General features: G+C 72.1%; 11 protein-coding genes. 6 read left to right on the top strand and 5 right to left on the bottom strand.

Translation table 11 applies throughout. From position 1 onward, the window contains the following. Positions 1-9: 9 nt before the first annotated feature. Positions 10-1524: a tripartite tricarboxylate transporter permease gene (locus ASF44_RS08990; protein WP_056898878.1), complete on the bottom strand. Its 1515-nt coding sequence runs from the start codon at positions 1522-1524 to the stop codon at positions 10-12. Between the two features lie 11 nt (positions 1525-1535). Next, the gene (locus ASF44_RS08985; protein ID WP_056898877.1) at positions 1536-2024 is read right to left on the bottom strand and encodes a tripartite tricarboxylate transporter TctB family protein; all 489 of its coding nucleotides are present in this window, start codon (positions 2022-2024) and stop codon (positions 1536-1538) included. Between the two features lie 199 nt (positions 2025-2223). Here ASF44_RS08985 and ASF44_RS08980 point away from each other — a divergent pair, with 199 nt between their 5' ends. Genes ASF44_RS08980 through ASF44_RS08970 form a run of 3 tightly spaced genes read left to right on the top strand, consistent with a single transcriptional unit; the run spans position 2224 to position 4982 of the window. Further along, positions 2224-2640, top strand: a complete 417-nt coding sequence (locus tag ASF44_RS08980; protein ID WP_056898876.1) for a MarR family winged helix-turn-helix transcriptional regulator — start codon at positions 2224-2226, stop codon at positions 2638-2640. A 48-nt stretch (positions 2641-2688) separates the two neighbouring features. Further along, positions 2689-3378, top strand: a complete 690-nt coding sequence (locus tag ASF44_RS08975) for a substrate-binding domain-containing protein (protein WP_082524620.1) — start codon at positions 2689-2691, stop codon at positions 3376-3378. After that, the gene (locus tag ASF44_RS08970) at positions 3375-4982 is read left to right on the top strand and encodes a serine hydrolase (RefSeq protein WP_056898875.1); all 1608 of its coding nucleotides are present in this window, start codon (positions 3375-3377) and stop codon (positions 4980-4982) included. Before ASF44_RS08975 ends, ASF44_RS08970 begins: the two co-directional genes overlap by 4 nt. A gap of 240 nt (positions 4983-5222) precedes the next feature. Here the strand turns inward: ASF44_RS08970 and ASF44_RS08965 are convergent, their stop codons facing one another. Both ASF44_RS08965 and ASF44_RS08960 read right to left on the bottom strand, forming a co-directional pair. Next, on the bottom strand, positions 5223-6170 hold the full coding sequence (locus ASF44_RS08965; RefSeq protein ID WP_056898874.1) for a tripartite tricarboxylate transporter substrate binding protein: 948 nt from the start codon (positions 6168-6170) through the stop codon (positions 5223-5225). Next, on the bottom strand, positions 6167-7105 hold the full coding sequence (locus ASF44_RS08960; protein WP_056898873.1) for a LysR family transcriptional regulator: 939 nt from the start codon (positions 7103-7105) through the stop codon (positions 6167-6169). The genes ASF44_RS08965 and ASF44_RS08960 overlap by 4 nt, the downstream gene beginning before the upstream one ends. Before the next feature lie 99 nt (positions 7106-7204). Between ASF44_RS08960 and ASF44_RS08955 the strand changes: the two genes are divergently transcribed. After that, positions 7205-8590, top strand: a complete 1386-nt coding sequence (locus ASF44_RS08955) for a hypothetical protein (RefSeq protein WP_056898872.1) — start codon at positions 7205-7207, stop codon at positions 8588-8590. Between the two features lie 37 nt (positions 8591-8627). Here ASF44_RS08955 and ASF44_RS08950 read toward each other — a convergent pair whose 3' ends face one another. Next, positions 8628-9362: a response regulator gene (locus tag ASF44_RS08950; protein WP_056898871.1), complete on the bottom strand. Its 735-nt coding sequence runs from the start codon at positions 9360-9362 to the stop codon at positions 8628-8630. A 90-nt stretch (positions 9363-9452) separates the two neighbouring features. On the opposite strand from ASF44_RS08950, the gene ASF44_RS08945 reads away from it, so the two are divergent. Together ASF44_RS08945 and ASF44_RS08940 are read left to right on the top strand one after the other, a co-directional pair. Then, positions 9453-12818 (top strand): PAS domain S-box protein, encoded by a 3366-nt coding sequence (locus tag ASF44_RS08945; protein WP_162243792.1) that lies wholly within the window; start codon positions 9453-9455, stop codon positions 12816-12818. After that, on the top strand, positions 12815-13210 hold the full coding sequence (locus ASF44_RS08940; RefSeq protein ID WP_162243791.1) for a response regulator: 396 nt from the start codon (positions 12815-12817) through the stop codon (positions 13208-13210). The genes ASF44_RS08945 and ASF44_RS08940 overlap by 4 nt, the downstream gene beginning before the upstream one ends. Positions 13211-13345: the final 135 nt, after the last annotated feature.

The raw sequence follows: 13345 nt of genomic DNA, 5'->3' as shown, positions 1-13345 counted from the left end.
CCTGGCCCGTCAGCCTTCCTCGACGAAGGCCTCCTCGCGCTTGTTGCGCACGGAGGGCAGCAGCACGATGGCCAGCAGCACCACGGCGCCGATCAGCAGGCAAGCCGAGATCGGGCGGGTGACGAACACGCTCCAGTCGCCGCGCGAGAGCAGCAGCGCGCGGCGCAGGTTCTCTTCCATCATCGGCCCCAGGATCAGCCCCAGCAGCAGCGGCGCGGGCTCGCACTCGAGCTTGTGGAAGATGTAGCCGATGATGCCGAACCAGCCCAGCATCCACACGTCGAAGGTGTTGTTGTTGGTCGAGTACACGCCGATGGCGCAGAACAGCACGATGGCAGGGAACAGCCAGTGGTAGGGCACCGACAGCAGCTTGATCCAGATGCCGATCAGCGGCAGGTTCAGGATGATCAGCATGGCGTTGCCGATCCACATCGAGGCGATCAGGCCCCAGAACAGTTCGGGGTTGCTGGTCATCACCTGCGGGCCGGGCTGGATGTTGTGGATGGTCATCGCGCCCACCATCAGCGCCATCACCGCGTTGCCCGGGATGCCCAGCGTCAGCAGCGGGATGAACGAGGTCTGCGCACCGGCGTTGTTGGCCGATTCGGGGCCGGCCACGCCGCGGATGTTGCCCTGGCCGAACGGCACCTCGCCCTCGCGCAGCTTGAGCTTCTTCTCCAGCGTGTACGAGGCGAACGCCGACAGCAGCGAGCCGCCGCCCGGCAGGATGCCCATGGAGCTGCCCAGCACGGTGCCGCGCAGGATCGCGGGCGTCATGTTCTTGAAGTCCTGCGCCGTCGGCCAGATGCCGCTGAGCTTGGTGGTGAACACCTGGCGCTCCTCCTCGGGCTTGGCCAGGTTGGCGATGATCTCGCCGTAGCCGAAGATGCCCATGGCGATCGCGATGAAGCTGATGCCGTCGGTCAGCTCGGGGATGTCGAAGCTGTAGCGCGCCACGCCCGAGTTCACGTCGGTGCCGACCAGGCCGAACAAGAGGCCCAGCACGATCATGCAGATGGCCTTGAGCAGCGAGCCCGAGGCCAGCACCACCGCGCCGATCAGGCCCAGCACCATCAGCGAGAAGTACTCGGCCGGGCCGAACTTGAAGGCGATCTCGGTCAGCGGCGGCGCGAACGCGGCGAGCACCAGCGTGGCCACGCTGCCGGCGAAGAACGAGCCCAGGCCGGCGGCCGCCAGCGCGGCGCCGGCGCGGCCCTTCTTGGCCATCTGGTGGCCGTCGATCACGGTCACCACCGACGACGATTCTCCCGGCAGGTTGACCAGAATGGCCGTGGTCGAGCCGCCGTACTGCGAGCCATAGTAGATGCCGGCCAGCATGATCAGCGCGGCCACGGGCGGCAGCGCGTAGGTGGCCGGCAGCAGCATGGCGATGGTGGCCACGGGGCCGACGCCCGGCAGCACGCCGATCAGCGTGCCCAGCAGGCAGCCGATGAAGGCGTACATCAGGTTCTGCAGCGTGAAGGCCGCGCCGAAGCCGAGCGAGAGGTGTTCGAGCAGTTCCATGGGCAGCCTCCTCAGCCGGTGATGAACGAAGGCCAGACCTGGAACTGCAGGCTCAGGCCCACCACGAAGGTCAGGTAGCTGCCGATGGCCAGGATCACGGCCAGCACCAGCGAGCCGCGGAACACGAAGCGGCTGCCGGCCATGCTGGACAGGATCACCACCGCGAAGATGGCCGCGATCAGGCCCATGGCCGGCACGCCCAGCGAGGGCACGCCGCCCAACAGCACGCCGAACACCAGGTTGGCGCCGACGATGTAGAGCAAGGGCTTCCAGGCGATCTTGCCGATGGCCCCGCCGTCGGTGCGCTGCGAGCGCAACGACCCCAGCAGCACGAAGGCGCCCATGATGGCCAGCATCGCGCCCAGCAGCATCGGGAAGTAGCCCGGGCCCATGCGCGCGGCATTGCCCACGGTGTAGTTGAAGGCGCCGAGCGAGAAGGCGGCGCCCACGCCCATGAACATCAAACCGGACACGAAGTCCTTGCGACTCTTGATCTGCATGCGGAGGAAGGGTGAGGTGAAGGGATGGGCGCAACCGGCGCGGGTTGCGGCACCACGGCGTGGAGCCGGGTGACCGGGTGGGGTCAGGCTCCAGTCAGATACATCATGATATGAGTCTAATTGCATCATGTCATGAGTAATTTCACCAATTTCCGCACGGCTTGCACTGCTAATATTTCCGGACAGAACAAGGAATGCCATGGCCGACCGCAAGGGGGCAACCGACAAGCAGCGCTACGAGGCGCTCTCCGATTTCCGCTATCAGCTGCGCTGCTTCCTGCGCTTCAGCGAAGACGCGGCGCGCGCGGAGGGCATCACCGCGCTGCAGTACCAGCTGCTGCTGCACACCCAGGGCTTTGCGGACCGGGAGTGGGCCACCATCGGCGAGCTGGCCGACTGCCTGCAGGCCCAGCCGCACGGCGTGGTGGCGCTGGTCACGCGCTGCGAGGAGGCCGGACTGGTGCAGCGCCAGGCCAGTGCGACGGACCGGCGCCAGGTCGAGGTGCACCTGCTGCCGGCCGGCCGGCGCAAGCTGGCCCTGCTGGCGGCCCAGCATGCCGCGCAGTTGGCCGCGCTCAACGAGGCGGTGCGCATCGCGGCCAAGATCCGGGATTGACGCTCCGATAATCCGGCCCGTCGCAATCCATCCCGCAGGAGACGGCCCATGGCCTCCACGCTCAAGATCATTTCCTCGATGGCCACCAAGCAGGTGCTGGCCGAACTCATCGCGCTGTACCGCAAGGACCACGCGGTGGACATCGCGCTCGAATCCGTGGGCGGCGTGGATGCCGCCAAGCGCGTGCAGGCCGGCGAGGCCTTCGACCTCGTGATGCTGGCGCAGGACGCCATCGACAAGCTCATCGCCGGCGGTGCCGTCGAGACCGGCAGCCGTGTGGACATCGTGCGCTCGGGCGTGGCGGTGGCCGTGCGCGCGGGCGCGCCGCGCCCCGACATCGGCAGCGAAGAGGCGCTCAAGGCCGCGGTGCTGGCCGCGCCGACGCTGAGCTACTCCACCGGCCCGAGCGGCGTGCAGCTGCTCAAGCTGTTCGAGCGCTGGGGCATCGCCGAGGCGCTCAAGAGCCGCATCGTGCAGGCGCCGCCCGGCGTGCCCGTGGGCTCGCTGGTGGCCAAGGGCGAGGCGGCGCTGGGCTTCCAGCAGCTGGCCGAGCTGATCCACCTGCAAGGCATCGACCTGCTGGGCCCGCTGCCGCCGGCGGTGCAGATCACCACCGTGTTCTCGGGCGGCATCGCGCGCACGGCCAGCCAGCCGGACGCCGCGCGCGCGCTGCTGGCCTTCCTCGCCGCGCCCGCCGCGGCACAGGCCAAGCAGCGCCAGGGCATGGAGCCGGCTTGAGGTTCGGGGCCTGGTGGGTCGCGCTGTGCACGGGTGCGGCGCTGGCCCAGCCGCTGCCGGCCCTGCCCGACCCGGACCGGCTGGCCGAGCAGTTGCTGGGCGGCGAGCGCGGTGCCGCCGTCGTCGCCATCGCGCGCGGCACGCAGACCCTGCGCGGCAGCGCCAGCCGGCCCGAGCGCGTCATCGACGCCGACACCGCGCTGTTCGAGATCGGCTCGGTCAGCAAGGTGTTCACGGGCCTGCTGCTGGCCCAGGCCGTGGAGCGGGGCGAGCTGTCGCTGGACGACACGCTGGGCCAGCGCCTGCCGCGCCAGACCCGGGACACACCCGTCGCGGCGCTGACGCTGCGCCAGCTGGTCACGCACAGCGCCTGCCTGCCGCGCACGCTGGCGGCCGGCGGGGCCGACGCCGCGGCCGAGATCCGCACGCTGACGCCCGCGCAGCTCTGGGACGCGCTGCCGCAGCTGGCGCTGGCCGGCCAGCCGCCCTGCGCGCCGCGCTACAGCAACCTGGGCATGGCCTTGCTCGGCAATGTGCTCGCCCAGCGCTATGGCCAGCCCTGGGAGACCCTGGTGCGCGAGCGCATCGCCGCGCCGCTGGCCCTGCAAGACACCGTGCAGGCGCTGGACGCCGACCGCCGCGCGCGCATGCTGCCGGCCTTCGAGGGCGAGACCGTGGCGCCGCTGTGGGACATGGACGCCTATGCCGGTGCCGGCGCGCTGCGCTCGAGCACGGCCGACCTGCTGCGCTTCGGCCAGGCCATCCTGGCCGGGCGCGACGGGCCGCTCGGCCCCGCGGCCGAGCGGCTGGTGACGCCGCTCGGCCCCTATGCGGGCGGCGAGATCGGCTATGGCATCTTCATCCTCGGCCCACCCGGGCGCCGCGTGTACCTGCACGACGGCCTGACCGGCGGCTACCGCACGCTGTGGATGCTGATGCCCGAAGGCCGCCAGGTGCTGGCGGCCAGCGCGAGCAATGCGCGTGCCGCGCTGCCCACGCTGCGCGGCCGCGTGCTGGCGGCGTTGTTCCCGGTGCCTTCCGAGCCCATCCCCGTGGCGCCGGCCCAGCTCGCGCCCTTGAGCGGCGAATACCGCAGCGGCGACGGCACGCTGTTCCGCGTGCTGCTGCACGAGGGCCAGCTCTATGCGCGCGGCGGCGCGCTGGGCTTCGCGCCGCTGGTGCCGGTGGGGCCGGGCCGCTTCGCGCGGCCCGAGCGCGGCCTGCTGTTCCAGTTCGACGCCACGGCCGAGCCGGCGCATCTCACCGTGCAACAGGGCGGCGCCGAGCAGCGCGCCCAGCGCACCGCGCGCTCCGTGGGCATGGCGATTCCCGCGCGCGCCGACGTGGCCGACGCCGTGGGCCGCTACCGCCTGGGCAACGGCGCGGAGTTCAGCATCCGCGAGGAGATGGGCCAGCTGGTCGCGCGGCTGGCGCAGCAGCCGGCCTTCCCGGTGTTCGCGCGGCCGGGCCAGCGCGACCGCTATTTCTACGAGGTGGTGCCGGCCGAACTGCAGTTCGAGCGCGGTGCCGATGGCCGCGTGAACGCGCTGGTGCTGCACCAGAACGGCGAACACCGCGCCGAGCGCATCGACGCCATTCCCTAGTTCAACCTAGATTCGGCGGTTGACCGCTCGCAGTCCTTTGAAAAGCCGCATGAACACTGGACTTGACGTCTCCGATAGCGCTCAACTGCTGGGTGAGGCCGCTATGCACCCGCCGGCACCGCGCTCGCCGCGCCATGCGGCGTTGCTCCTCCTTGCGCACAGGAGTGCGCCGCGTCGTCGCGCCTTGCCTGACACGCCGATCACGGCACCGTCAGGCGCATCCAACTGCCGAATCTAGGTTCAGCGCTGCTGCAGGAGGTCGCGGTGCACCGCGCCCTCCTGCGCGATGCGCTGCGCGAACCCGCGCGGGCTGTCCAGCAGCGGCAGGTTGTTCACGGCCATGAGCCGCTCCTGCAGCTCCGGCTCCGACAGCACGGCGTTGACCTCGCTGTTGATCTGCTCGCGCAGGTCGGTCGGCGTGTCGCCCGGCGCGAACAGGCCGAACAGCGACCACAGGTTGGCGCTGGCGAAGCCGGCCTCGGCCAATGTCTGCACGGCGGGCAGCACGGGCACGCGCGCCGGCGCGCCGACCGCGAGCGCCTGCAGCCGGCCGCGGCGCACGTGGCCCAGCTGCACCGTGCCCACGTTGGTGGACAGCAGCTCGAACTGGCCGCCCAGGGCGTCGCTGATCTGCTGGCTGCCGCCCTTGTACGGCACGTGCGTGATGGCCACGCCGCTGGCGCGGCGCACCTGTTCCATGACCAGGTGGCCGGTGGTGCCCAGGCCCGAACTGGCCCAGCGCAGGCCGCTGGTGCCGGCGCGCGCAAGGGCTTCGGGCAGGTTGCGCGCGGCCAGTGCCGGCGTGGCGACCACCAGCACCGGGGTGGACATCACGCCGGCCACGGGCGCGATGTCGCGCAGCGGGTCGTAGCGCACCGGGCCCAGCAGCGGCGCCACCGTCAGCGGCGTGATGGCCGAGAAGCACAGCGTGTGGCCGTCGGCCGGCGCGCGCGCCAGCGCGGCCATGGCCAGCGTGCCGCCGGCGCCGGCGCGGTTCTCCACCACCACCGGCACGCCGATGCGCTGGGCCAGGCGCTCGGCCAGCAGCCGCGTGATGTCGTCGCTGACGCCGCCGGTCGCGTAGGCCACCAGCAGGCGCAGCGGGCGGCTGGGCCAGGGCGTGCTGGCGATGGCCGGCGCGCACAGGGCCGCGGCCGTGCCCAGCAGCAGCGTGCGCCGCGCGGTCATGCCGGCTCCCGGTCGAGCGCGCGCTGGGCCCGGCGCCGGTGCGCGGTGGCCAGGCGTTGCACCAGCGCGACGAAGGTGGCCGTGGGCCCGCTGCGGTCGCCTTCGCGCCAGGCCAGCGTGAGCGGCGCGTCCAGCGCCGCCGCCGGCTCCAGCGGGCGGTAGACGATGGCATGCGGGTGCACGCCGCGCATGGACGCCGGCACCACCGAGATGCCGGCCCCGGCCGCGACGAGGTTCAGGTTGGTCATCATGCGGTCGACTTCGGCCGCCACGCGCACGCGCACGCCCTGCTGCGCGCACAGCGCGAGCAGGTTGGCGTACAGCCCCGGCGCGCCGGGGCGCCGCACCAGCAGCAGCGGCTGGTCCTGCAGCGCGCCCAGCGGCACGCAGGCGCCCTGGCGCGCCAGCGCGTGGCCGCGCGGCAAGGCCAGCACGGCGGGTTCGCTCAGCAGCGTCTGCAGCACCACGCCGGGCGGCGCGGACACCGGCACGCGCAGGAAGCCGCAGTGCAGCCGCGCGGCCGCCACGGCCTCGGTGATCTCGGCGGCGTTGTTCTCGCGCACCGTCAGCTCGATGCCGGGGTAGCGGCTGCGGCAGGCCCGCAATGTCTCCGGGGTGAAGGCATGGGCGGCGGCCGAACTCGTGAAGCCGACCGACAAGGGGCCGTGCCGCCCGTCGCTGAGCGAGAGCATGCGTGCGCGCATGGCGTCGAAGTCGGCCAGCAGGCGGCCGGCTTCGTCCTGCAGGCGCTGGCCGGCGTCGGTGAGGCGCACGCCGCGCGGGTGGCGCTGGAACAGCGGCATGCCGAGCTCGGTCTCCAGCGCCTTGATCTGCTGGCTCAGCGGCGGCTGCTGCATGCCCAGTTCTTCCGCGGCGCGCGTGATGTGGCCGGCCCGGGCCACGGCCAGGAAGTAGCGGAGCTGGCGCAGGTCCATATCTTCATCATATCGAGCGCAGACGAACCCGGTCTTTGCCATCTGCGCAGGCGATGCCTACGATCGCGCCGGCTTTCGACAACACACCGGAGACGACCCATGCCGCTGCCTGCGCACCCTTCCATCGCCCTCGTTCCCTTCGCTCCGCTCGGCCGCCTGGCCGCCCTGCTGGCCAGTGCGCTGCTGCTCGGCGCCTGCGGCGGCGGCGACGACAGTCCCCGGGAGGCGGCCCCGCAGGCCGCCACCTGCCCGGAGGCCGTGCCGGCCACGGCGCGTTGCCTGCAGGGCCAGGACTCGGCCGGCGCCTACTACCTGATCGCCATGCCGCGGGACTGGAACGGCCACCTCGTGCTGCACGCGCACGGCGGCCCGAGCCTGGACGCGCCCACCATGGAGCGCGCCACCGAAGACCTCACGCGCTGGGCCATCATGGTCAAGGCCGGCTACGCCTGGGCCGGCTCGACCTTCCGCCAGGGCGGGGTGGAGGTGCGCGCCGCGGCCGAGGACACCGAGCGGCTGCGCCGCATCTTCCGCGAGCATGTGGCAAAGCCGCAGCGCACCATCCTGCACGGCCAGTCGTGGGGCGCGGGCGTGGCGGCCAAGGCGGCCGAGATGTTCACCGCCGAGACCGTGGGCACGCAGCCCTACGACGCCGTGCTGCTGACCAGCGGCGTGCTGGCCGGCGGCACCCGCTCGTACGACTTCCGCACCGACCTGCGCGTGGTCTACCAGTACCTGTGCAACAACCACCCGCGGCCGGGCGAGACGCAGTACCCGCTCAACATCGGCCTGCCGGCCGGGGCCACGATGACGTCGGCCGACCTCAACGCGCGCACCGCCGAATGCCTGGGCCTGAACCGCACGGCGGCGCAGCGCACGCCCGAGCAGCAGGCCAAGGTGGAGACCATCGCGCGCGTGATCCGCATCCCGGCCAGTTCGATCCAGTCGCACCTGAACTGGGGCACCTTCCACTTCCAGGACGTGGTGGCCAGACGCACCGGCGGCGCCAGCCCGTTCGGCAACACCGGCGCGGTCTACAGCGGTTCGGCGGACGATGCCGCGCTCAATGCCGGCGTGCTGCGCTACCGGGCCGACCCCGGGGCCGTGCAGCGCTTCGGCGCCGACACCGACCCGACGGGCCGCATCCCGGTGCCGGTGCTGAGCACCAAGTGGATCAGCGACCCGACCGCCTTCGTCGAGCTCGATGCCTATTTCAGACAGACCATGGAGAACGGCGGCAGCGGTGCACGGCTGGTGCAGACCTTCACGCGCGAGGGCACGCACAGCTACATCAGCGACCCGACCTACCCGGCGCTGCTGGCCGCGCTGCTGCGCTGGGTGGAGACCGGCAGCAAGCCCACGGCGCAGGAGATCGCGCAGCAGTGCCCGGGTTTCGAGGCGCAGTTCGGTGCGGGCTGCACCTTCCAGCCGGACTACCAGCCGGCGTCGCTCGACACGCGCGTGGTGCCGCGCGAGCGGCCCTGACACCGGCCTTGCTGCTGGCGCTGCCGCATGACCCGGGTCACTCGCCGTCCGGCACGTACATGTAGCCCACGCTGCGCACGGTCTTCAGCACCCGGGGCTTGTCCGGGTTCGGCTCGATCTTGCGGCGCAGCCGCATCACGCGCAGGTCGATCGAGCGGTCCAGTGCATCCCAGCTGCGGTTGTGGCCGTGGCTCATGATCTGGTCGCGGTTCAGCGGCCGGTTCGGGTGGCGTGCGAACAGCGCCAGCAGGTCGAACTCGGTGGCCGACACCGGCACCTCGCTGCCGTCGTCGCAGCGCAGCAGCCGGCGCGCATCGAGGTCGAGCTCGCACAGCCCGAAGCGCGCGCGCCGGGGGTTGGCCGGTGGCGGCGTGGCGGGGCCGGGCGACAGCCGGCGCAGCAGATTGCGCAGCCGCGCCAGCAGCTCGCGGGTCTCGAAAGGCTTGGTCACGTAGTCGTCGGCGCCGACCTCCAGGCCGACGATGCGGTCCACCGCATCGGCCGCGCCGGTCAGCATGACCAGGCCCACGCGGGGATGGGTCTCGCGCAGCCAGCGCGCCAGCGACAGGCCGCTCTCGCCGGGCATGTTGACGTCCACCAGCACCAGGTCCGGCACGGCCGTGGCGATCAGTGCACGGGCCTGGCCCGCGTCGGCCGCCGCGCGCACGTCGAAATTGTTGTGGACGAAGTAGCGCGCCAGCACATCGCGCAGCGCGGCTTCGTCATCGACCACCAGCAGCCGCGGCCGGTTGGCACTGTCCAACGGCTCCATCTGCACTTTCCTTGACGGGGATGGGACGCGCGGATTGTAGGTGCGGCATGCGCTATGCTGGGCCGCCCCAGCACGGCTCCTGTGTCCCCCATGCGCGCCGATTCCGCCGACCCATCCGCCGCAGCCGGCTTTGCCGCCCAGCTCATCGCGCATGCGCGGGATGGCGTTCTCGCCACCGATGCGGCAGGCTGCGTGGTCGAGTGCAATCCCGCCGCCGAGCGCCTGCTCGGCTGGCCGCGCAGCGAGGCGCTGGGCCGCCCTCTTTCCGCGCTGCTGGTGCCCGTGCATGCCGACGAGCTGCACGCCAGCGGCCTGCAGACCTACCTGCGCTCGGGCGCCACGCGCGGCCTGGACGGCCTGCTCGAACTCGACGTGCTGCGCCGCGACGGCCAGCCCGTCACGCTGGAGCTGTCGGTGTTCTCGCTGCCCGGTGGCGGCATGGCGGGCCTGTTCCTGCGCGACGTGTCCGAGCGCCAGTCCACCCAGCGCGCGCTGCGCCAGTCCGAGGAGCGCTACCGCGCGCTGGTGGAGCACCTGGTGCAGGGCATGGCCGTGATCCAGCACGGCCGCGTGGCGTTCTGGAACGCGCGCGCACTGGCCATCATGCGGCTGCAGGCCGGCGATGTGGACGGCGCCGACTACCTGCAGTGGCTGCACCCGGAAGACCGCGGCCTGGCCGCCGTGCGCCAGCAGGCACGCCAGCGCGGCGACAAGGCCGCGCACCGCTACGAGCTGCGCCGCCTGCTGCCTGGCGGCGATTTGCGCTGGCTGGACGTGCACGCCACCGTCGTGCCCTGGGGCGGCGAGCCCGCGACCATGGTGTTCTTCTCCGACATCACCGAGGCCAAGGCCACGCGCGCGGCGCTGCATGCGTCGGAGGAGCGCTTTCGCGCCGTGATCGAGCGGCTGACCGAAGGCATGGTCGTTGTGCAGGACGAGAAGGTGGTCTATGCCAACCCGCGCGCCGCGGAGATCGCCGCCATGCCGCTGGCGCAGATGCTGCAGGTCGGCTTTCTCACGCGCGTCCACCCGGACGACCAGGCGCTGGTGCTGGAGCGCCAGCGCACCCGCCTGGCCGGCGGCCACCCGCCCGACCGCTACGAGCTGCGCCTGCTGCTGCCGGGCGACGTGGTGCGCTGGATCGCCATCGGCGTGGCCGTCGTGCCCTGGGGCGGCGCGCCGGCGGCATTGATCTTCTTTTCCGACGTCACCGCGCACAAGGCCATGACGGAGGAGATCCGCGTGTCCGAGCAGCGCATGCGCGCCGTGGTCGAGCACGCCGGCGAGGGCACCATGGTGGTGATCGAGGCCGACAAGCCGGCGTTCGTGAACCAGCGCGCGCTGGAGATCATGCGCATGACGCGCGAGGAGCTCGACCGCCGCGGCTACCTGCAGCTGCTGCACCCGGACGACCGCGCCATGGTGGTGGACCGGCGCCAGCGCCGGCTGGCCGGCGAGCCCGTGGAAAGCCGCTACGAGGTGCGGCTGCTGGGCGGCGACGGCGCGCAGCGCTGGATCGAGATGGGCACCACCATCGTGCCCTGGTCGGGCCAGCGCGCCACGCTGACCTTCTTCTCCGACATCACCGAACGCAAGCTGATGCTGGAGGCGCTGCACCGCTCCGAGGAGCGCTACCGCGCCGTGGTCGAGCACGTGGGCGAGGGCATGGTCGTGGTGCAGGACGGCCGCTTCGTGTTCGTCAACGAGCGCGCGCTGCAGATCGCGCGGCGCCCGCGCGGCGCCATGCTGGGCCAGACCTTCGTCGACCCCGTGCACCCGGACGACCGTCCCCTGGTCGCCGAACGCCAGCGCCAGCGCGTGGCCGGCCAGCGCGTGCCGGACCGCTACGAGCTGCGCCTGCTGCATGCGGACGGCAGCACCACCTGGATCGAGATCGGCGTGACCCAGGTGCCCTGGGAGGGCAAGAGCGCCTCGCTGGGCTTCTTCTCCGACGTGAGCCGGCGCAAGGCGCTGGAGGCGCGGCTGCGCGACACGCTGGCCGAGCGCGAGACCATCCTGGAGAACTCGCTGGTCGGCATCGCCTTCCTCACGCAGGACCAGGTCCTGCGCTGGGCCAACCGGGCCATGGGCCGCATCTTCCGCACCGACCGCGCGCTGCGCAGCGTGCCGAACTGGTCCGAGGTGGCGTTCGACACGCTGTTCCCCACGCCCGAGGACCATGCCCGCGCCAGCGCCGAGATCGCCGCGCGCATGGCCGCGCAGCTGCCCTACGAGGCCGAGCTGCAGCTGCGCCGGCGTGACGGCGCGTTGTTCTGGGCGTCCGTCACCGGCACGGCCGTGAGTTCCAGCGACATCACGCGCGGCACGGTCTGGACCGTGATGGACGTGACCGAGCGCAAGGAGCTGGAGGTCGCGCTCAAGCGCACCTCGTCCGAGCGCGAGGCCATCTTCGCCAGCGTGCTGGTCGGCATCGCCTTCAACGTGAACCGGCGGATCCGCTGGGTCAACGACAAGTTCGTCGAGATCATGGGCTACAGCCGCGAGGAGCTGACCGGCCAGCCTTCGCGCATGCTGTACCCCGACGAGGAGAGCTACCTGCGCGAGGGCCTGCTCACGGCCGAGCACCTGCGCCGCGACGGCCACTACACCAGCGAGCGCCAGATGGTGCGCAAGAACGGCGAGCGCATCTGGGTGCAACTGGCCGGGCGCTGCGTGTTCGGCAAGAACCCCGAGGCCGGCGCCATCTGGACCTTCCTGGACATCACCGACCGCAAGCGCGCCGAGGACGACATCCGCGCCGCGCTCGCGCGCCAGCAGGAGCTCAACGTGCTGCGCTCGCGCTTCGTCGCCATGACCAGCCACGAGTTCCGCACGCCGCTGGCCACCATCATGTCGTCGGCCGAGCTGATCGCGCACTACGGCGAGCGCATGGCGGGCGAGGAGCGCCAGGAGGTGCTGGAGGGCATCGTCAACGGCGTGCAGCGCATGACCGGCATGCTGGACCGCATGCTGCTGATCGGCCGGGCCGATGCCCAGATGCTCGACTGCCGGCCGCAGCCGCTGGACCTGGCCGCGCTGTGCCGCCACTGCGCCGAGGAAGCGCGCAGCCAGTACCCGGAGCGCGCCGCCGACATCGTCGTCGAGTACCGCAGCGCCAGCCCCGAGGGCCAGTTCGACGAGCGGCTGCTGCGCCATGTGCTGGGCAACCTGCTGTCCAACGCCGTCAAGTACTCGCCGAACGGGGGCCAGGTGTGCCTGCAGGTGCGCGACGAGGACGCGCGCCGCGTGTTCGAGGTCAGCGACCACGGCATCGGCATTCCGCAGGCCGAGCAGGCGCACCTGTTCGAGACCTTCCACCGCGCCAGCAACGTGGGCGCCATCCCGGGCACCGGCCTGGGCCTGGCGATCGCCAAGAAGGCGGTGGAGGCCCACGGCGGCAGCATCGAGGTGCTGAGCACGGCGGGGCGGGGCAGTTGCTTCCGGGTGCTGCTGTGAGCTTGGCGCCGCCGAGTGGCCGCCACATCCTGGTGGCCGAGGACGATCCCGAGATCCGCGCCAACCTGCAGCGCCTGCTTCGACTGGAGGGCTTCCGCGTCACCGCCGTGGCCGACGGCCGGGCCGCGCTGGCCGCACTCCATGCGCAGGCGCCCGACCTGCTGCTGACCGACGCGATGATGCCCGAGCTCGATGGCGAGTCCCTGCTGCGCCTGCTGCGCGCCGACCCGCGCCATGCGCAGCTGCCGGTGCTGCTGCTGACGGCCCGCGCCGACACCGAGGACCATGCGCGCGCGCTGCAGGCCGGCGCCAGCGCCGTCGTCACCAAACCCTTCCAGCGGGCGGTTCTGCTGGACAGCATCCGCAGGCTCCTGGCCGGCGGTGTGGGATGAGCGCAGTGCCGGGCCGCCCCAAGCAAGCGGGCACCCCCTCGGGGGGCCGCGAACCACGCGCAGCGGGGAGCGTGGGGGCCACACGCACCGCGCCGGGCCGCCCCAAGCAAGCGGGCACCCCCTCGGGGGGCAGCA

This window comes from Pseudorhodoferax sp. Leaf274, assembly GCF_001422445.1.
GTDB lineage: Bacteria > Pseudomonadota > Gammaproteobacteria > Burkholderiales > Burkholderiaceae_C > Pseudorhodoferax.
The sequence above is the reverse complement of the archived record's forward strand: the minus strand, read 5'-3'. Positions and strand labels throughout refer to the sequence as shown.